Annotated in this window: 14 protein-coding genes; 7 read left to right on the forward strand and 7 right to left on the reverse strand. The window is 68.1% G+C overall.

All coding sequences use genetic code 11. From position 1 onward, the window contains the following. Positions 1-15 precede the first annotated feature (15 nt). On the reverse strand, positions 16-1,317 hold the full coding sequence (locus tag ACV22V_RS05185; RefSeq protein WP_448013182.1) for an FAD-dependent oxidoreductase: 1,302 nt from the start codon (positions 1,315-1,317) through the stop codon (positions 16-18). Between the two features lie 330 nt (positions 1,318-1,647). On the opposite strand from ACV22V_RS05185, the gene purL reads away from it, so the two are divergent. Together purL and ACV22V_RS05195 are read left to right on the forward strand one after the other, a co-directional pair. Further along, the gene (gene purL / locus ACV22V_RS05190; RefSeq protein WP_448013183.1) at positions 1,648-5,712 is read left to right on the forward strand and encodes a phosphoribosylformylglycinamidine synthase; all 4,065 of its coding nucleotides are present in this window, start codon (positions 1,648-1,650) and stop codon (positions 5,710-5,712) included. Next, positions 5,712-6,254: a GNAT family N-acetyltransferase gene (locus ACV22V_RS05195; protein WP_448013184.1), complete on the forward strand. Its 543-nt coding sequence runs from the start codon at positions 5,712-5,714 to the stop codon at positions 6,252-6,254. Before purL ends, ACV22V_RS05195 begins: the two co-directional genes overlap by 1 nt. A gap of 165 nt (positions 6,255-6,419) precedes the next feature. Here the strand turns inward: ACV22V_RS05195 and ACV22V_RS05200 are convergent, their stop codons facing one another. From ACV22V_RS05200 to ACV22V_RS05220, 5 genes are all read right to left on the reverse strand, one after another. Further along, the gene (locus ACV22V_RS05200; RefSeq protein WP_059529712.1) at positions 6,420-7,202 is read right to left on the reverse strand and encodes a peptidylprolyl isomerase; all 783 of its coding nucleotides are present in this window, start codon (positions 7,200-7,202) and stop codon (positions 6,420-6,422) included. Between the two features lie 18 nt (positions 7,203-7,220). Then, positions 7,221-7,529, reverse strand: coding sequence for a BolA family protein (locus ACV22V_RS05205; RefSeq protein WP_059529714.1), 309 nt, complete (start codon positions 7,527-7,529; stop codon positions 7,221-7,223). A 1-nt stretch (position 7,530) separates the two neighbouring features. Next, the gene (locus tag ACV22V_RS05210) at positions 7,531-8,061 is read right to left on the reverse strand and encodes a septation protein A (RefSeq protein ID WP_011352350.1); all 531 of its coding nucleotides are present in this window, start codon (positions 8,059-8,061) and stop codon (positions 7,531-7,533) included. A 124-nt stretch (positions 8,062-8,185) separates the two neighbouring features. Next, on the reverse strand, positions 8,186-8,617 hold the full coding sequence (gene msrB, locus ACV22V_RS05215) for a peptide-methionine (R)-S-oxide reductase MsrB (protein WP_059529717.1): 432 nt from the start codon (positions 8,615-8,617) through the stop codon (positions 8,186-8,188). 38 nt (positions 8,618-8,655) lie between these two features. Further along, positions 8,656-10,224 (reverse strand): protein adenylyltransferase SelO, encoded by a 1,569-nt coding sequence (locus ACV22V_RS05220; protein ID WP_448013185.1) that lies wholly within the window; start codon positions 10,222-10,224, stop codon positions 8,656-8,658. Positions 10,225-10,388: 164 nt separating this feature from the next. Here ACV22V_RS05220 and ACV22V_RS05225 point away from each other — a divergent pair, with 164 nt between their 5' ends. The 5 genes from ACV22V_RS05225 (at position 10,389) to ACV22V_RS05245 (ending at position 17,897) form a co-directional block, all read left to right on the forward strand. Then, a complete protein-coding gene (locus ACV22V_RS05225) occupies positions 10,389-12,032 on the forward strand; it encodes a 3-(methylthio)propionyl-CoA ligase (protein WP_448013186.1) in 1,644 nt (547 codons plus the stop codon). 182 nt (positions 12,033-12,214) lie between these two features. Further along, complete coding sequence (locus tag ACV22V_RS05230) at positions 12,215-14,299, forward strand: 3-hydroxyacyl-CoA dehydrogenase NAD-binding domain-containing protein (RefSeq protein ID WP_448013187.1); 2,085 nt, start codon at positions 12,215-12,217, stop codon at positions 14,297-14,299. A gap of 43 nt (positions 14,300-14,342) precedes the next feature. Continuing rightward, positions 14,343-14,975, forward strand: coding sequence for a bifunctional nicotinamidase/pyrazinamidase (gene pncA, locus ACV22V_RS05235; protein ID WP_059698553.1), 633 nt, complete (start codon positions 14,343-14,345; stop codon positions 14,973-14,975). 45 nt (positions 14,976-15,020) lie between these two features. Beyond that, on the forward strand, positions 15,021-16,199 hold the full coding sequence (locus tag ACV22V_RS05240; protein ID WP_448013188.1) for an acetyl-CoA C-acyltransferase: 1,179 nt from the start codon (positions 15,021-15,023) through the stop codon (positions 16,197-16,199). Between the two features lie 297 nt (positions 16,200-16,496). After that, positions 16,497-17,897 (forward strand): sensor domain-containing diguanylate cyclase, encoded by a 1,401-nt coding sequence (locus tag ACV22V_RS05245; RefSeq protein WP_059693338.1) that lies wholly within the window; start codon positions 16,497-16,499, stop codon positions 17,895-17,897. Between the two features lie 145 nt (positions 17,898-18,042). Here the strand turns inward: ACV22V_RS05245 and ACV22V_RS05250 are convergent, their stop codons facing one another. Continuing rightward, positions 18,043-20,184: a hypothetical protein gene (locus tag ACV22V_RS05250; RefSeq protein ID WP_448013315.1), complete on the reverse strand. Its 2,142-nt coding sequence runs from the start codon at positions 20,182-20,184 to the stop codon at positions 18,043-18,045. Positions 20,185-20,298 lie beyond the last annotated feature (114 nt).

The raw sequence follows: 20,298 nt of genomic DNA on the forward strand, positions 1-20,298 counted from the left end.
ACGGGCCCGTGGCGGTCAGGTCGTGAAGCGCGCGGGACTCAGCGCGGCGAGCGTGTCGGCGGGCCACTGCTGCGTGTCGCCGCTCAGACAGTCTGTCACCACTTTAGCAGACCCGCACGCGAGGCCCCAACCGGCCGGGCCATGCCCGAAATTGACGAACACACGCGGATGCGGGGTCGGACCGACGACCGGCAGGCCGTCCGGCGACAGCAGCTGCGTGCCTTGCCACGACAGCGCGGCGGAAATCTTCGCGGCGCCCGGCACCCAGTCGTGGACGGCCTGGCCGAGCAGCGCGAGCGCGGCCTCGGACAGCGGCTCGGGGAGCGGCTTCGCGGTGTCGGCGAGGCTCTGCAGCACCGCGCCGCCGCCGATGCGCAGCCGCTGGTGGGTGCGCGTGATCGAGATCCGCTTGATCGAATCGACGACGCTCAGGTGCGGCGCATGTTCTTCGTATGCGACCGGGGCGGTCAGCGTATGCGTGCGCACCGGATGCAGCGGCAGCCGCCAGCCGAGCCGCTCCAGCAGCGGCAGGCTGCCGGCGCCCGCGGCGACCACGATCGCGTCGGCCGACATCACGTCGACCTCGTGCGCCTTCGTCGCGTGCCGGCCGCCGGCCGGCGCGAGCTCGACCGCGGCCCGGCCGGTGTCGACGCGGATCGCGGCGACGTCCGCGCCGAAGCGGAACTGCACGCCGTGCTCGTCGAGCGTCTGCTTGATCAGTTTCGCGAACAGCGGGCAATTTCCGGTGCGCTCGCTCTCAAGCAGCACGCCGCCGGCAAAGCCGGGCTCGGCCGGCACCGACGGCTCGAGCGCCGCGCATTCGTCGGCCGTGAGCACCCGGTACGGCTGGTCGAGCGCACGCAGCAGGTCGAGTGCCGGTTGCAGCGCTTCCCAGTCGCGCGGGTCGCGCACGACGTGCAGGATTCCGGGTTTCTGCTCGAATTCGAGTTGGAGGCGCGCCTCGATGTCGGCGAGCGACTCGCGCGACGCGTCGATCAGCGGGCGCAGCCGCGCATACTGCGCGGCGAATGCGTCGGGCTCGCGCAGCGCGGCGAGCTGCTTGACGAAGCGGCGCACGCCGCCGTTGAAGCCGGGCTTGTAGACGATGCCGGTGTCTTGCGGCTGGCGCTGGCGCATGAAGGTCGGCCCGAACCAGACGTCGAGCGGGCTCGGCAGCAGCGTGCCGCCGTCGCCGTAGGTCGCGCCCTGCGCGACGGTCGCGTGGCGTTCGACCACGCACACGCGATGGCCGGCCGCGCGCAGCTGGTAGGCGGTGGCGACGCCGCTGATTCCGCCGCCGATGACGATGACATCCATGGATTGCTTCGATGACGGGCGGCATGCATGCCGCCCGGTGAGGATTCGCTGACGGGCTCCCGGCCCGGTGAACCGCAAATGATAGCGCCAAAATCGCGCGAACCGGCGTCGCGCGAGCTCGTCCGATTCCGCCATCGCGTGGTCGCCGGCCGCCGCGGCCGTGCCTGCCGGTCCGGCGGCCGGCTGTGCGCCGCGGATGCCGCCGCACCGTTGCGGTGCGTGACGGGTGCCGATCAGCCGGTCTGGGACGGCCGACTTCCGGGTATAATTACGGCCTTCCTTTCGCCCCACGTCGCCACCTCGCGCGACTCATCGACGTCAGTCCAGCCCATGGCTCACTTCTCGTGTTTTCCCGGCGCTTCGGCCCTCTCCGATTTCCGTCAAACCCGTCTGCTCGACACGCTCAGGCAAATCGACGCCAACATCGTCGCGGTGCGCGGCCAGTTCCTGCACTTCGTCAATGCGGCCGAGCCGCTGTCGGCCGACGACAGCGCACGCATCGACGCACTGATGCACTACGGCGCGCCGTTCGAGCCGGCGGCCGAGAAGGGCACGACCGAGACGTTCGTCGTGCTGCCGCGCTTCGGCACCGTTTCGCCGTGGGCGAGCAAGGCGACCGACATCGCGCAGCACTGCGGTCTCACGCAGGTGCGCCGCATCGAACGCGGTGTCGAATTTACGGTCACGCTGAAGTCGGGCCTGCTCGGCGGCAAGAAGGCGCTGTCCGACGACGCGCGCGCAGCCGTCGCGGCCGCGCTGCATGACCGGATGACCGAAAGCGTGGTCGCCGCGCGCGACGACGCGAAGCACCTGTTCGACGAGCTGCCGGCCAAGCCGCTCGCGACCGTCGACGTGCTGGGCGTCGGCCGCGCCGCGCTCGAGCGCGCGAACGTCGAGCTGGGCCTCGCGCTCGCCGACGACGAGATCGACTACCTGGTCGACGCGTTCCGCAAGCTCGAACGCAACCCGACCGACGTCGAACTGATGATGTTCGCGCAGGCGAACAGCGAGCATTGCCGCCACAAGATCTTCAACGCGCAGTGGACGATCGACGGCGAAGCGCAGGACATGTCGCTGTTCGCGATGATCCGCAACACCGAGAAGCTGAGCCCGCAAGGCACGATCGTCGCGTATTCGGACAACTCGTCGATCATGGTCGGCGCCGAAGCCGAGCGCTGGTTCCCGCGCAACGCGGGCGCGGCCGGCGAGCCGGGCGAACGCTATGGTCGTCACACCGAGCTCACCCACACGCTGATGAAGGTCGAGACGCACAACCACCCGACGGCGATCTCGCCGTTCCCGGGTGCGGCGACCGGCGCGGGCGGCGAGATCCGCGACGAAGGCGCGACGGGCCGCGGTGCGCGTCCGAAGGCCGGCCTCACGGGCTTCACCGTGTCGAACCTCGATCTGCCGGACGCACGCCAGTCGTGGGAAAACGCACGCGACGCGGCGCAGCCGGTCGGCGAGCGCAATCCGAACGAGCAGCACGGCCCGTACGGCCGCCCGGACCGCATCGCGTCGCCGCTGCAGATCATGATCGACGGCCCGCTCGGCGGCGCCGCGTTCAACAACGAATTCGGCCGTCCGAACCTCGGCGGCTACTTCCGCGTGTACGAGCAGAACGTCGGCGGCCAGGTGCGCGGCTATCACAAGCCGATCATGATCGCGGGCGGCCTCGGCAACATCGCGGATCAACACACGCACAAGCACGACGTGCCGGCAGGTTCGCTGCTGATCCAGATCGGCGGCCCGGGCATGCGGATCGGCATGGGCGGCGGCGCGGCGAGCTCGATGGCGACCGGCGCGAACACGGCCGAACTCGACTTCGACTCGGTGCAGCGCGGCAACCCGGAAATCGAGCGGCGCGCGCAGGAAGTGATCAACGGCTGCTGGCAGCTCGGCGCGGAAAACCCGATCCTGAGCATCCACGACGTCGGCGCGGGCGGCCTGTCGAACGCGTTCCCCGAAATCGTCGACGGCGCGGGCAAGGGCGCGCGCTTCGAACTGCGCAAGGTCGCGCTCGAGGAATCGGGCCTGTCGCCGCGTGAAATCTGGTCGAACGAGGCGCAGGAGCGCTACGTGCTGGCGATCGCGCCGGCCGACCTGCCGCGCTTCGAGGCGATCTGCGCACGCGAGCGCTGCCCGTTCGCGGTGGTCGGCGTCGCGACCGACGAACGCCAGCTGAAGCTCGTCGACGACGAAGCAACGGGCATCGAGGAGTTCCCGGTCGACATGCCGATGGAAGTGCTGCTCGGCAAGCCGCCGCGCATGCACCGAGACGTCGCGCGCGTCGCGACCGAGCGCGCGCCGGTCGAAGTGACGGGCATCGCGCTGTCGGAAGTCGCGGTCGACGTGCTGAAGCACCCGACGGTCGGCAGCAAGTCGTTCCTGATCACGATCGGCGACCGTTCGGTCGGCGGCACGTCGGTGCGCGACCAGATGGTCGGCCCGTGGCAGGTGCCGGTGGCCGACTGCGCGGTGACCGCGCTCGACTACGCGGGCTTCAAGGGCGAGGCGATGACGATGGCCGAGCGCACGCCGCTCGCGGTGATCGACGCGCCGGCATCGGGCCGCATGGCCGTCGGCGAGGCGATCACGAACATCGCGAGCGCGCCGATCGCGTCGCTCGACAAGCTGAAGCTGTCGGCGAACTGGATGGCCGCGTGCGGCACGGCCGGCGAGGACGCCGCGCTGTTCGACACGGTCAAGGCGATCGGCATGGAGCTGTGCCCGGCGCTCGGGATCGGCATCCCGGTCGGCAAGGATTCGCTGTCGATGAAGACCAAGTGGGACGAGCAGGGCGTCGCGAAGGAAGTGGTGTCGCCGGTGTCGCTGATCATCTCCGCGTTCGCGCCGGTCGAGGACGTGCGCCGTCACCTGACGCCGCAACTGCGCCGCATCGCCGACGCGGGCGACAGCGTGCTGATCGCGATCGATCTCGGCCGCGGCAAGAACCGGATGGGCGGCAGCATCTTCGCGCAGGTCACGCAGCAGGTCGGCGATACGACGCCGGACGTCGACGATCCGGAAGACCTGAAGCGCTTCTTCGACGCGATCCAGTCGCTCAACGCGCAAGACAAGCTGCTCGCGTACCACGACCGCTCGGACGGCGGCCTGTGGGCGACGGTGTGCGAAATGGCGTTCGCGGGTCACGCGGGCGTGTCGCTGAACGTCGACATGCTGACGCTCGACCCGAATCACGAATCGGACTACGGCGACGCGAAGGACTGGGCGAAGCAGACGAGCGGCCGTCGCGAGGATCGCACGCTGCGCGCGTTGTTCTCGGAAGAACTCGGCGCCGTCGTGCAGGTGCGCGCGGCCGATCGCGACGCGGTGCTCGGCGCGCTGCGCGAGTTCGGTCTGTCGGCGTGCTCGCACGTGATCGGCACGGTCAATGATCGCGACGTGATCGAGGTGTACCGCGACGCGAAGAAGGTGTTCGACGCGCCGCGCGCTGAACTCCATCGCGCGTGGAGCGAAGTGAGCTGGCGCATCGCGCGCCTGCGCGACAACCCCGCTTGCGCGGACGCCGAATACGACGCGCTGCTGGACGCGGCCGACCCGGGCATCTCGCCGGTGCTGAGCTTCGACCCGGCCGACGACATCGCAGCACCTTTCATCGCGACGGGCGCGCGCCCGCGTGTCGCGATCCTGCGCGAGCAGGGCGTGAACTCGCATCTCGAAACGGCCTATGCGTTCGACCGCGCGGGCTTCGATGCGCACGACGTGCACATGAGCGACCTGCTGGCCGGCCGCGCGACGCTCGCCGATTTCGCGGGCGCGGTGGCATGCGGCGGCTTCTCGTACGGCGACGTGCTGGGTGCGGGCGAAGGCTGGGCGAAGACGATCCGCTTCAACGCGAATCTCGCCGACATGTTCTCGGCCTTCTTCGCGCGTCCCGACACGTTCGCGCTCGGCATCTGCAACGGTTGCCAGATGCTTTCGAGCCTCGCGTCGATGATTCCGGGCGCGGAGGCATGGCCGAAGTTCACGCGCAACAAGTCGGAGCAGTTCGAGGCGCGCTTCTCGTTCGTCGAAGTGGAGAAGTCGCCGTCGATCTTCTTCGCGGGGATGGAAGGCTCGCGGATTCCGGTGGCGGTCGCCCACGGCGAAGGCTATGCGGACTTCTCGCAGCAGGGCGACATCGATCGCGTCGCGGTCGCGATGCGCTACGTCGACCACCGTGGCGAGGCGACCGAGCGTTATCCGTTCAACCCGAACGGCTCGCCGGCCGGCATCACGTCGGTCACGACGGCCGACGGCCGCTTCTCGGTGCTGATGCCGCACATGGAGCGCGTGCACCGCACGGTCACGATGAGCTGGCATCCGGAAGGCTGGGGCGAAGCGAGCCCGTGGATGCGCGTGTTCCGTAACGCACGCCGCTGGATCGGCTGATGTTCGATCCGCACGCACCGGTCGAGATCGTCACGCTGCGCGACGAACGCGCAAGCGATGTCGATGCGATCGGTCGCGTGATCGTGGCCGCGTTCGCGGACGAGCCGCAGCACGGTCGGTTCGAACGGCAGATCGTCGATGCGCTGCGCGCGGAGGGTGTGCTCAGCGTGTCGCTCGTCGCGGAGCGCGACGAGCGCGTGATCGGTCACGTCGCGTTTTCGCCGGTGTCGATCGGCGGCGAGCCGGCCGGCAGCCAGCAGTGGTACGGGCTCGCACCGCTCGCGGTGCTGCCCGACTGCCAGCGGCAAAGCATCGGCGCGGGGCTCGTGCGCACGGGGCTCGATGCGTTGCGCCGGCTCGGTGCGCGCGGCTGCGTCGTGCTCGGCGATCCCGAGTATTACGCGCGTTTCGACTTCGTGCAGTCCGGCGATCTGGTGTTCCCGGATGCGCCGCCCGAGTATTTTCTCGCGCTGGCGTTCGACGAAGCTGCGCCGCGGCCGTCGGGCGAAGTCCGCTACCACGATGTGTTTTATCCGGCATAGCGGTTCGCCGCGCTGCCCGAACGCTATCCCGCAGTCCTGAAAAGCCGCCTCGAAGCGGCTTTTTCTTTGCGCGGCCACCGCGTGGGCTGGCCGACCGCAAGCGAGCATGAAAAAGAAAAAGGCCGCTCCGGGGAGCGGCCTTTGCGTGGGCGATCGTCGCCGACGTTACTGGATCTTCGCCTGCTGGCGCAGGCCTTCCTCGAACGCCTGCAGCTTCTGCTGCACGAGCTGCTGCGCGATCTGCGCCTTCACCTGGTCGAACGGCGGCGGGGCGATGTCGCGGACGTCGTCGACACGGATGATGTGCCAGCCGAACTGCGTCTTCACCGGCGCGTCGGTCATCTGGCCTTTCTGGAGCTTCTGCGCGGCGGCCGCGAATTCCGGCACGTACGCCTTCGGATCGGACCAGTCGAGGTCGCCGCCGTTCTTGCCCGAGCCCGGATCCTTCGAGTACTGCTTGGCCAGATCCTCGAACTTCGCGCCGGCCTTGATCTTCGCGATCAGATCCTTCGCCTGCTGCTCGCTGTCGACGAGGATGTGGTGCAGGTGATACTCGCGGTTGCCGCCGGCACCCTTCACGAGATCGTCATAGCGCGCCTTCACTTCCGCGTCGGTCGGCTGGTTCTTCTTCAGGAAGCTCTCGATCATCGAGCGCAGCACGACCGTCTGTTGCGCGACGGCGACCTGCGCCTTCACGTCCGGACGGTTCGGGATGCCTTCGCGGATCGCTTCCTGCATCAGGATTTCGCGGTTCACGAGTTCCTGGCGCACGGCTTGTTGCAGTTGCGGGCTGTCGGTCTGGCCTTGCTGGACGAGCTGCGCGACCATCGCATCGGCGCGCGACTTCGGAATCGGCGTGCCGTTGACGACGGCGATGTTCTGGGCGAATGCCGGTGCCGCTGCGAATGCAGCCGCCGCGACCCACAGGCGGGGGGATTTCAGGATCATCGGGAATTCCTGTTGAGACTAGATTGAAGATTCGTTGAATTCTTCGGGCGTATAAGCCACGATCGCGAGCGCGTGAATGCCGCGCTGCATCGCATCAGCGAGCGCATCATACACCAGCCGGTGCCGCGCGACGCGCGGCTTGCCCGCGAAGGCGGCCGACACGATCGTCACCGTGTAGTGGCCGCCGGCGGCCGCGCCGGCGTGGCCCGCGTGCTGCGCGCTGTCGTCGCGCACCGCGAGCGACAGCGGCGCGAGCGCCGCGCTCAGGCGCGCTTCGATCAGCGCGATGCGTTCGTCGGGAGAGGCGGCGAGAAAGGCGTCGGTCATGTCATTCGTCCTTCAGGTACTTCGTGAGCCACAGGCTCTGCAGGATGATGAACACGACCATCGCGCCCGTCGTGCCGAACAGCTTGAAGTTCACCCACTGCGATTCGGTGAAGTTGTGCACCACGTACAGGTTCGCGACGCCGAGCACCGCGAAGAACAGCGCCCACGCGACGTTCAGTTTGTCCCACACGGGGTGCGGCAGCGTGAGCTGCTTGCCCATCATCTTCTCGATCAGGTTGTTGCCGAACGCATAGCGTGCGGCCAGCAGCCCGATCGCAAACAGCCAGTACAGCACAGTCGGTTTCCATTGAATGAATTTCTCGTCATGCAGGACGAGAGTGGCGCCACCGAAGACGACGATCACGCCGAGACTGACCCACAGCATCGTGTCGACCTTCCGGTGCCGGAAGGCCACCCACGCGACCTGGGCCAGTGTCGCGACGATCGCGACGGCGGTGGCGGTGAAGATGCCCCAGACCTTGAAGGCGGCGAAAAACAGGATGATCGGAAACAGATCGAACAGGAATTTCATGGCGCTCGCAGCTGCGTGAAAGGCCGCATCGCGCGGCCTTTCACCGTTGTGGGGACCCGCCAGGCGCCACCGTCCGGGATCGGGGCAGCCGGGAAGGCTGTCCGACCGATCCGTCCGGTGCCGCTCATTCGTTTTCGGGTCGGGACTCGAAGTTTAACGCAGCCGAATTGATGCAGTACCGCAAACCGGTCTTGTCGCGCGGTCCGTCCTCGAACACGTGGCCGAGATGCGCGCCGCAATGGTTGCAGCGGACCTCGACGCGCACCATGCCGTGCGAGCGGTCGATCTTCTCGTCGATCACCTCGCCGTTGAGCGGCTTGAAGTAGCTGGGCCAGCCGCAGCCCGAATGAAACTTGGCGCCGGATTCGAACAGCGGCGTGCTGCAGACGACGCATTTGTAGATGCCGGCGTCCTCGGTGTCGGTGTATTCGCCGGTGAAGGCGCGCTCGGTCGCCGCATGCTGCGTGACCTCGTACTGCATCGGCGTGAGCCGGCGGCGCAGTTCGGCGTCGTCCTTCTGGTACGGGAAGGTCTTGTCGTCGGAATCGTGTGACATGTGGATGTTCTCCTGATCGGTCGGTCGGGTCGTGCGGGTCACGACGAGCAGCTCACTTCGAGCGACCCGGCCCAGTCGGGCGGCAATGCCGCATACGTTTCGTGTTCCGGTTGTTCGTCGAATGGCCGGCGCAGCACCTGCGCGAGTCGCTCGACTTCGGAAAAATCCTTTTCCTTCGCGCGCCGGATCGCAACTTCGGCCAAATGATTCCGCAGCACGTATTTCGGATTCACGCGATTCATCGCGGCCGCGCGGGCCGCGTCGTCGCGCGTTTCCTCGGACAGCCGTGCGCGATAGAGGTTCGCCCACGCGTCGAATGCGTCGCGATCGATGAACAGGTCGCGCACCGGCGCGTCGCGGCTCGCGTCGTGCTTCGACAGCTGCGCGAGCCGGCGGAACGTCAACGTGAAGTCCGCATGGCTCGCGTGCATCGTTTCGAGCAGCTTGTTCGCGAGCTCGGCGTCGTTCTCGCGCTCGAGCTCGAGGCCGAGCTTCGCGCGCATCGCGCGTTCGAGCGCGGGGCCGAAGCGTTCGGGAAACTTCGCGAGCACGGCCTGCGCATCGTCGACCGCGCGCTCGGCGCGCGCATCGTCGTCGGCGATCCCGTGCTGCAGCCCGATCAGCGGCAGCAGCGCCTGCGCGAGGCAGTAGCAGTTCCAGTGCGCGATGCGCGGCTGCATCCGGTATGCGTAGCGGCCGCTCGTGTCGGAGTGGTTGCAGATGTGGTTCGCGTCGAACGCGTCGACGAAGCCGAACGGGCCGTAGTCGATCGTCACGCCGAGGATCGACATGTTGTCGGTGTTCATCACGCCGTGGCAGAAGCCGACCGCCTGCCACTGCGCGACGAGGTCGGCCGTGCGCAGCATTGCGGCTTCGAGCAGTGCGAGGTACGGATCGTCGGCGTCGCGGCATGCCGGATAGAAGCGGTCGATCACGTGATCGGCGAGCTGGCGCAGCAGGTCCGGGCGATCGTTCGAGAAGAAATGCTCGAAGTGGCCGAAGCGCACGAAGCTCTCCGAAACACGCGTGACGACAGCCGACGTCTCGATCTCCTCGCGCATCACCGGCTGGTCGGAGCCGATCACCGTGAGCGCGCGGGTGGTCGGGATGCCGAGGTGATGCATGGCTTCCGAGCACAGGAATTCGCGGATCGACGAGCGCAGCACCGCGCGGCCGTCGCCCATCCGCGAATACGGTGTGCGGCCGCCGCCCTTGATCTGCAGTTCGTAGCGCTGGCCGTCCGCGCCGGGGAGTTCGCCGATCGTCAGCGCGCGGCCGTCGCCGAGCTGGCCGGCCCACACGCCGAACTGGTGACCGGAATACACCGACGCATACGGCATCGCGCTCGCCGGCCAGTCGCGCGTCGGGTTGCCGGCGAACAGCTCGGCGAACCCGGGCTGCTGGCCGAGCGACACCGGCAGCCCGAGCAGGTGCGCGACTTCGTCGGAAAAGCCGACGACGTACGGCGCGGGCAGCGGCGCGGCCGGCAGCCGCGTATGAAACGCGTCGCCGAGCGTGACGAACGCGCCGGTGGCCGGCGCGCCGAGCGTCGCGGCGAGGTCGGGGAGAGTGTCAGCCGTATCGGCTGCGCTTCGGGAAAACGACATGTTGAGCGCCTCTGGGTAAGCCGATATTGTAAGGCGGCGCCGCGCCGCCCGCATGGCGGCCCGCGCGCCTTGCGCCAGGCCTGTCCGGGCCGTGGACAGGCTGCAAGCTGGCGCACCGTTTCGAGGCTGGTCACCGATTCGCGTCCTTCCGGGAGAACAAGACGATGGGTAAGCCGTTGCTGGGCCAGATGATGGACATGCCGTTGCTGGTGTCGTCGCTGATCGCGCACGCCGCGCGTCATGCGGGCGACACGGAGATCGTGTCGAGGCGCGTGGAAGGCGACCTGCATCGCTACACGTACCGCGACTGCGAGCAGCGCGCGAAACGGCTCGCGCAGGCGCTCGCGCGGCTCGGCGTCGAATCGGGCGACCGCGTCGGCACGCTGGCCTGGAACGGCTACCGGCATCTGGAGGCGTATTACGGGATCGGCGGGATGGGCGCCGTGTGCCATACGATCAACCCGCGTCTCTTTCCCGAGCAGATCGCCTACATCGTCAATCACGCGGAAGACCGCTACGTCTGCTTCGACATCAATTTCGCGCCGCTCATCGACGTGATCGCGCCGCAATGCCCGCTCGTGAAAGGCTGGATCGCGATGACCGACGCCGCGCATCTGCCGTCCGGCGCGACGCCGTTCCTGTGCTACGAAACGCTCGTCGACGCCGAGGACGGCCGCTACGACTGGCCGCGTCTCGACGAATTGCAGGCGTCCGGCCTGTGCTACACGTCGGGCACGACCGGCAACCCGAAGGGCGTGCTGTATTCGCATCGCTCGACGGTGCTGCACGCATACGGCGCTGCGCTGCCCGACGCGATGAACCTGTCGGCGCTCGACGCCGTGCTGCCCGTCGTGCCGATGTTCCATGTGAACGCGTGGGGGTTGCCGTATGCGGTGCCGCTCACGGGCGGCAAGCTCGTGCTGCCCGGCAAGGACCTCGACGGCAAGTCGCTGTACGAACTGATGGAGGCCGAGCGCGTGACGTTTTCCGCGGGCGTGCCGACCGTGTGGCTCGGGCTGCTGAACTACATGCGCGAGGCCGGCGTGCGTTTCTCGACGCTGAACCGCACGGTGATCGGCGGCTCCGCGTGTCCGCCTGCGATGCTGCGCACGTTCGAGGACGAATACGGCGTGCGCGTGATCCACGCGTGGGGGATGACCGAGCTGTCGCCGCTCGGCACGCTCGCGACGCTGAATTGGGCGCAGTCGCAGCGGCCGCTCGACGCGCAGCGCCGGTTGCTGGAAAAGCAGGGGCGCGTGATCTGCGGTGTCGACATGCGGATCGTCGGCGACGACGGCAACGAATTGCCGTGGGACGGCGTCGCGTTCGGCGAGCTGCAGGTGCGCGGGCCCTGGGTGATCGATCGCTACTTCGGGTGCGATACGTCGCCGCTGTCGGACGGCTGGTTCCCGACCGGCGACGTCGCGACGATCGACCCCGACGGCTTCCTGCAGATCACCGACCGCAGCAAGGACGTGATCAAGTCCGGCGGCGAGTGGATCAGCTCGATCGACATCGAGAACGTCGCGATCGCGCACCCGGGCGTCGCCGAAGCCGCGTGCATCGCGTGCGCGCATCCGAAATGGACCGAGCGTCCGCTGCTCGTCGTGGTGCCGCGCGAAGGAGCGAACCTGACGCGCGACGCGCTGCTCGCGTTTTACGAGGGCAAGGTCGCGAAGTGGTGGGTGCCCGACGACGTCGTGTTCGTCGAATCGCTGCCGCACACCGCGACCGGCAAGCTGCAGAAGCTGAAGCTGCGCGAGACGTTCCGCAACTACGTGCTGCCGACGGCGGTCGGCGAGCCGTAAGCCGCGGCCGGCGACGGCCCGCCGCGCGGTCTCCCGATCCGGCCCCCGGATCGGGACAAAATCAAATTGAACGACCGTGCTTTTTCGTTGTATGCTGCCTCCGTTCGATCCGGACATGCGGCCGTTCGACCGCGCACAATGAAGCGCAGCCACCCCGGCGCGCGATGCATGGAGGCAGGCAGATGGCAGTGGATTACTCGACTCGCGACGGCGTGGCCGTCATCACGCTCAACAATCCGCCCGTCAACGGGCTCGGCCTGTCGACACGCCAGGGCGTCATGGACGCGCTCGATCGCGCCGCGCAGGATCCGTCGGTCACGGCGATCGTGCTGACCGGCGCGGGCCGCGCGTTCTCGGGCGGCGCCGACATCACCGAATTCAATACCCCGAAGGCCCTGCAGGAACCGACGCTGCACACCGTGATCCGCGCGGTGGAGGCGAGCGCGAAACCGGTCGTCGCGGCGCTGCACAGCGTCGTGATGGGCGGCGGCCTGGAGCTCGCGCTCGGCGCGCACTATCGCGTCGCGGCGCCCGGCGCGCAGGTCGCGCTGCCGGAGGTAAAGCTCGGCCTACTGCCGGGCGCGGGCGGCACGCAACGCCTGCCGCGCGCGGTGGGCCTCGAAACCGCGCTGAACATGATCGTGTCGGGCGCGCCGGTGCCGTCGGAGCAGCTCGCGACGAGCGGGCTGTTCGACGAGATGGCCGACGACGACCTGCTCGACGCGGCCGTCGCGTTCGCGCGCAAGGTCGGCGCGCGGCAGGGGCCGCATCCGCGCGTGCGCGATCGCGGGATCGTCCACGAGAATGCGGCGGGCTTCATCCAGTTCGCGCGCAATTCCGCACGGGCCGCCGCGCCGAACTTCCCCGCGCCGCACAAGTGCATCGACGCGATCGAGGCCGGCGTGCTGAACGGTTTCGACAAGGGCAGCGTCGCCGAGCGCGACGGTTTTGTCGCGCTGATGATGACGCCGGAAAGCCGCGCGCTGCGCCATGCGTTCTTCGGCGAGCGCGCGGCGAGCAAGATTCCCGACGTGCCGGCCGATACGCCGGTGCGCGAGATCCGCCGCGTCGGCGTGATCGGCGCGGGCACGATGGGCGGCGGGATCGCGATGAACTTCATCAACGCGGGCCTGCCCGTCACGCTGCTCGAGACGAAGCAGGACGCGCTCGACCGCGGGCTGGCCACGATCCGCAAGAACTACGACGCGCAGGTGAAGAAGGGCAAGCTCACGCAGCAGAAGCTCGATGCGCGCATGGCGCTGATCACGCCGACGCTGTCCTACGACGACCTGAAGGATGCGGACCTGATCGTCGAGGCCGTGTTCGAGGAGCTCGGCGTGAAGGCGCAGGTGTTCGGCCAGCTCGATGCGGTGGCGAAGCCCGGTGCGATCCTCGCGTCGAACACGTCGACGCTCGACGTCGACAAGATCGCCGCGTTCACGAAGCGGCCGCAGGACGTGGTCGGCATGCACTTCTTCAGCCCGGCGAACGTGATGAAGCTGCTCGAGGTCGTGCGCGGCGCGCAGACCGCGAAGGACGTGCTCGCCACCGTGATGGCGGTGGCGAAGAAGATCCGCAAGACGGCGGTCGTGTCGGGCGTGTGCGACGGCTTCATCGGCAACCGGATGATCGAGCAGTACATCCGCCAGGCACTCTTCATGCTCGAGGAAGGCGCGCTGCCCGCGCAGGTCGATCGCGCGATCGAGAAGTTCGGTTTCGCGATGGGCCCGTTCCGGATGAGCGACCTCGCCGGCAACGACATCGGCTGGGCGATCCGCAAGCGCCGCTATGTCGAGCAGCCCGATCTGCATTACTCGAAGATCGCCGACCGCCTGTGCGAACAGGGCCGCTTCGGCCAGAAGACGGGCGGCGGCTGGTACGACTACGTGCCGGGCGAGCGCAAGGCGAAGCCGTCGGCGCTCGTCGACGAGATGGTCGTCGCGTATTCGAAGGAGCGCGGCGTGGAGCGGCGCAAGATCGGCGACGACGAGATCGTCGAGCGGCTCGTGTTCGCGCTCGTCAACGAAGGCGCGAAGATTCTCGAGGAGAAGATCGCGTCGAAGGCGTCCGACATCGACATGGTCTATCTGACCGGCTACGGCTTCCCGCTGTGGCGTGGCGGCCCGATGCTGTATGCGGACATGGTCGGCCTCTACAACGTCGAGCGTGCGATCCGCCGCTATGCGGCCGCGCCGAACGGCGATGCGTGGACGCTCGCGCCGTCGATCGTCGAACTGGCGAAGGCCGGACGCGGGTTCAACGGCTGACGCCGGGCGTGGCGGCGCGCCCGGGCTTGCAAGGAGAAACGCAATGAAACGCACTGACGACGTGTTGCTCGTGATCGACGTGCAGTACGACTTCATGCCGGGCGGCGCACTCGCGGTGCCGGACGGCGACGCGGTCGTGCCGGTGATCAACGCGCTCGCGCGACGCTTCGACCAGGTCGTGCTGACGCAGGACTGGCACCCGCGCGACCACGTGTCGTTCGCGGCGAATCATCCGGGGCGCGAGCCGTTCTCGACGCTCGCGCTGCCGTACGGCGAGCAGGTGCTGTGGCCCGTGCATTGCGTGCAGGATACCGAAGGCGCGGCGCTGCATCGCGACCTCGACATCCCGCATGCGAGGCTCGTGATCCGCAAGGGTGGCGACGCGCAGGTCGACAGCTATTCCGCGTTCGTCGAAGCCGACCGCACGACGCGCACGGGGCTGGCCGGCTATCTGCGCGAGCTCGGCGCGAAACGCGTGTGGTGCTGCGGGCTCGCGACCGACTATTGCGTCGCGTGGTCCGCGCTCGATGCGCGCGCGGCCGGCTTCGAGGCCGCCGTGATCAACGATGCGTGCCGTGCGATCGACCTGAACGGGTCGCTCGCGCACGCATGGCAACAGATGCAGGCGGCGGGCGTTGCACACGTGACGTCCGCGGGCGCGCGCCCGACGGCGTAGCGCATTCCCATCCGATTCAGGACAGCAGGACCGAAGGAGACTCGCATGACCGAAGCCGTAATCGTATCGACCGCACGCACGCCGCTCGCGAAATCGTGGCGTGGCGCATTCAACATGACGCACGGCGCGACGCTCGGCGGCCACGTGGTCGCGGCCGCGCTCGAACGCGCGAAGCTGGACCCCGCGCGCATCGAGGACGTGATCATGGGCTGCGCGAACCCCGAAGGCGCGACCGGCGCGAACATCGCGCGGCAGATCGCGCTGCGCGCCGGGCTGCCGGTGAGCGTGCCGGGGATGACGGTGAACCGTTTCTGCTCGTCCGGGCTGCAGACCATCGCGCTCGCCGCGCAGCGGATCATCGCGGGCGAGGGCGATGTGTATGTCGCGGGCGGCGTCGAATCGATCTCGTGCGTGCAGAACGAGATGAACCGGCACATGATCCAGGAGGGCTGGCTCGTCGAGCACAAGCCCGAGATCTACTGGAACATGCTTCAGACGGCTGAGAACGTTGCGAAGCGCTACGGAATCTCGAAGGAGCGGCAGGACGAGTATGGCGTGCGGTCGCAACTGCGGGCCGCGGCCGCTCAGGAGGCCGGGCGCTTCAACGACGAGATCGTGCCGATCACGGTACGCGCGGGCATCGCCGACAAGGCGACGGGCCGGCTGTTCACGCAGGACGTGACGGTGTCGGCCGACGAAGGCATCCGGCCGGACTCGACGCTCGACGGCGTGTCGAAGATCCGTTCGGCCGTGCCGGGCGGCGTGATCACCGCGGGCAACGCGAGCCAGTTCTCGGACGGCGCGTCGGCGTGCGTGGTGATGAACGCGGATGTCGCGCAGCGCGAAGGGCTGCAGCCGCTCGGCGTGTTCCGCGGGTTCGCGGTCGCCGGTTGCGAGCCGGACGAAATGGGCATCGGCCCGGTGTTCGCGGTGCCCAAGCTGCTGAAGCAGGCGGGGCTGAAGGTCGACGACATCGGCCTGTGGGAACTGAACGAAGCGTTCGCGGTGCAGGTGCTGTACTGCCGCGATACGCTCGGGATTCCTGACGACCGCCTGAACGTGAACGGCGGCGCGATCGCGGTCGGCCATCCGTACGGCGTGTCCGGTGCGCGCCTGACAGGCCATGCGCTGATCGAAGGCAAGCGGCGCGGCGTGAAATACGTGGTCGTCACGATGTGCATCGGCGGCGGGCAGGGCGCCGCCGGCCTGTTCGAAATCGTCTGATTTTTTGCATGCCGGACGACGGCCGCCGCTTGCGTTGACGCCAGCCGCGGCCGTCGAATGCGATTCGAAAGGATCGGGAAGCAAACGGTGCCGGTTCGATGCTGCCGTTTCCCCTTACTTGTCAAACGAATTGCCGCACCTATACTTGCTCTGACATTTGCCTTTCGGCGGGATGGGGCAACGCGTGCATCGCACCGACGCACGTGATGCGTTTCCGGTAGCCGGCGCAGTCGATGCATCGCGCGTGTCCGGCACCGTGAACGTTCGAACCACGCAGCAGACCGAACGGGGACCGAATTGAGCACGACCTATGCAGCCGGGGAACCGCCGCGCGTCGTCAGCGCGGCCGCGAGGCTCTATGCGAAATGCCTGCTGGTCGGCTTCGCATTGCTGCCAGCCTATCTGATCGCCTATCTGTGGTTCTTCAGCGACCCGCACGTCGTGTTCGAGAGCCACGCCTTCCATGAAATCGCAATCGCGGCCGCGACCCTCGAGGGTGCATTCGTCACCTACGTGACGTGGGTGTGCTACCGGTCGTCCGGCGAGCCGCTGTTGCGCTGGCTGACACTCGGCTTTCTGGGCTTCGCGATGATCTATGCGATGCACGGCGTGTTCACCGGGATGGCGCATCACAACATCTGGCTGTTCCTGCTGTACGGGCCCGCATCGCGCCTCGTGATGTCGATTCTGCTGCTGACGGGGCTGCTGTCGTATTCGCAGCCGCCCGATCGGTTCGAGAAGCGTACGCGCGCGCGAACGTGGCTGCCGTGGATCGTGTTGTTCCTGGTCGTCGACGTGGCGGTCGCATACATCGCGTATTCGCCGGTCGCGGGCGCGCTGGGCACGCGACTGTCGATGGAAGGCGGCGCGCTGGTGTTTTCGCTGCTCAACGTCGGCGTGCTGCTCGCGCGGCGCATCCGTTCGCCGCTGATGGTGATCTACGGCGTGTCGATCATGGCGTTCGCGCTGTCGTCGCTCGCGTTCATCCTCGGCAAGCCCTGGAACCACATGTGGTGGCTCGCGCATGCGATCTTCGCGGGCGGGTTCTTCCTGCTCAGCTACGGCGTCGTGCAGGCGCTGCAGACGACGCGCTCGTTCTCGGCGATCTACAGCCAGGAAGACCTGATGAGCCGGCTGTCGGAATCGATGGCGCGCACCGAGAGTGCGCTGCAGGAGTTGCGGCGCACGAACCAGAAGCTCGAATACATGGCCGCGACCGATCCGATGACCGGCGCGTCGAACCGCCGCCAGTTCATCGCGCAGGTCGAGCGCGAGATCGTGCGCGCGGAGCGCGACGGCACGCCGTTTTGCCTGCTCGCGCTCGATCTCGACAACTTCAAGAACATCAACGACGCATACGGGCACCAGATCGGCGACGAGGTGCTGCGCGGCGTCGTGCGCCAGTGTCTCGAGGCGATTCGTCCGGCCGGTGCGCTCGCGCGGGTCGGCGGCGAGGAATTCATGGCGCTGTTGCCCGAGATGCCGCTCGAAGGCGCGCGCATGACGGCCGAGCGCGTGCGCTCGTCGATCGCGAGTTCGCCGTTCGGGCTGGATTTCAAGCGCGTGCAGGTGACGGTCAGCGTCGGCGTCGCGCAGTACGGTGTCGACGGGAGCACGGTCGATGCATTGCTGCGGGCGGTCGATGAACGGCTGTACCAGGCGAAGCGCGACGGGCGCAATCGCGTGGTCGCGCACTGACGAGCGGCCGTCGCGCATTCGACTACGTAGTGCGCGCGGCCGCAACATGATGGCGCGACGCGAGGCAGGTTCGTCTCGCACGCATTCGGAATGAAGCCCCGCACGAGCATGCGCGTGCGGGGCTTTCGTTTCACTGGCGCATCGGCTAACGCGACGCGATGGCCGCCGCACGCTCCGGCCGCGCGTCCTGCATCCGCTGCGACGCCTGCCACCAGTACTTGCCCGCGCGCAGTTGCGGATCGCGGATCGCGAGATACGTCGTGCTCCACAGCTGTGCCGCGTTGGCCTCGGTTGCATCCGCGCTGCGGGTGCCGAATGCATCGGTCTGGTACCGGCCGTTCACGTACGACCAGGTCCACATTTCCGACGTGCGCATGTCGCGTCCGTTCGAGATCACCTGCCAGATCGTCTGCCGGGCCTGCGTCAGCAGCGTGCGCGTCGTGTCCGACAGATCCTGGCGCGCGAGCTGGCGGTCGAGCCCGGCGACCCACATCGCCTGCTGCCACGACCAGATCACCGTGCCGTGATACGCGGAACTCGTGAATTTGGGCCACAGCGCCTGGTTCGCATACGCGGGGTTCGCGATCAGCATCCCGACGTCGGTGACGAGCCCGGTCGGGAACGGCCGCGTGACGTCGGCGACGATCCGCTGAAGCTGGTCGTCCGGCGGCGTGCCGAACAGCAGCGCGAAGCCGCCGTCGGAATTCATCACCGGGATCGGCGTGCCTTGCTGGTCGAGCGACAGCGCGTAGAACATCAGCGGCGCGCTCGGCGCGGCGCCCGCCGGCAAACCGGCAGACGGCGCATAGGCCGATATGTCGGTCGCGGCCTGCGCGGCCGGCACGCTCACCTGGAACAGCGGCGGCGCCTGCTGCTCCCACGTCGCCGCTTCGGTCGCCGTGTTCGCGAGCGTCGCGCGTTGCCCGGCGTCCAGGTAAGGATCGAGCAGGCCGCGCGCGAGGAACGCATTCGCCGCGCGCAGCGCGGCCGGCACGAGCACCGCATTCACGTCGTACGGATAGACGCCGCCGCCGAGCCCGTCGGTGCTGTCACGCCAGTTGCCGACGATCTCGCCGGGCCGCAGGTGGATCAGGTTCGCGACCGACGGCTGCTGGGCGAACGGCTGCGCGGTCGCCGCGACGTGCAGCAGGTTGACGACGAGCCGGCTGCCGTTCGTCTGGCCGTCGCTGCCGCGTTGCGCGAGATAGGCGGCCGCGCGCGCCTGGCCGCGCGCGTCGTCGATCAGCCAGGCCGCCGCGATCGGTGCGAGCAGGTAGTCGCTGTCGATCATCTTGTAATCGTAGGTCGGCGTTGCATCGTTCGGCCGGCCGTGCTTCGCGTTGTCGACCAGCGCGAATTCGCCGATGCCTTCCTCGTGCGCGACCTTGCCGTCGTTCGACAGGCGACTCAGCACCGACGTCAGCCCGGCCTCGATCGCCGCGGGCTCGAGCACCGGCATCAGCATGCGCACCGAGATCAGCGTGTCGCGGCCGAAGTACGTGTCGTATTGCCACGAGCCGGCCAGCAGCTTGTCGTGGAAGCTCAGGAATTCGAGCACGTTCTGGCTGACCGGGTCGGGATTCACGGACGGCGCGAGCAGGTCCGCGCGCAGGATTGGCGACAACGGCGTTTCGCCCGACAGCGCGTCGACGTGCAGTTTCAGCGTATGCGCGCCGGGCGCCGCGCGCAGCACGAGCTTGCCGCCCGCGGCCGTCGCGATGCTGCCGCCGTCGCGCAGCGTGATGCGCAGCATCTGGCCAGGCGCGCCGTCGATCCGGTCGCGCTGCCATTGCGCGGCGCTGCCCTGGACCGTCGGGGCGGTGACGATCTCCGGCGGAATCGTCGCGCCGCCGTTGAAGTCGCGCAGGAAGCGCACGTTGCCGAGCAGGCCCTGGCGGATCGTCAGCGTGTCGGTATCGACCGACACGTCGGCGCCGATGCCGTACAGCGCGCGACCGCGCGTGTCGGGCGCCGACAGCGCGGACGGCGGCGTGTCGAGACTCCAGTTCACCGGCTGAGCGACGTCGTCGAACCACACCCCGGTGCCGCTGTTGCCGGCCGGAAACACCACGAGCAGACGCGGTTTCGTCGACGAGCGCACCAGCAGGTGCGCGGCGACCTTGTCCTGCCGGTAGAACGCATTGATCTGCCCGCCGGCGTCCATGCGGAACGACAGTGCGGCGCTATTCGACGGCGTACCGCTCGACTGGACGTCGTCGTCGTTGCAGGCGGCGAGCAGGCCCGCGCAGACGAATCCGAGACACAGCGATTTCGTGAAGCGGTGCACGTTCATGACGACCCTCCTGATGCATGTGATTTTTATCGGAATGCTGAATGAGCGGACGGTTTGATCCGCTTTGTGCCGCGTCGTGGGCATTCTGAAAATGTCCGGGACTAATCG

This window comes from Burkholderia sp. AW33-5, from assembly GCF_053427615.1.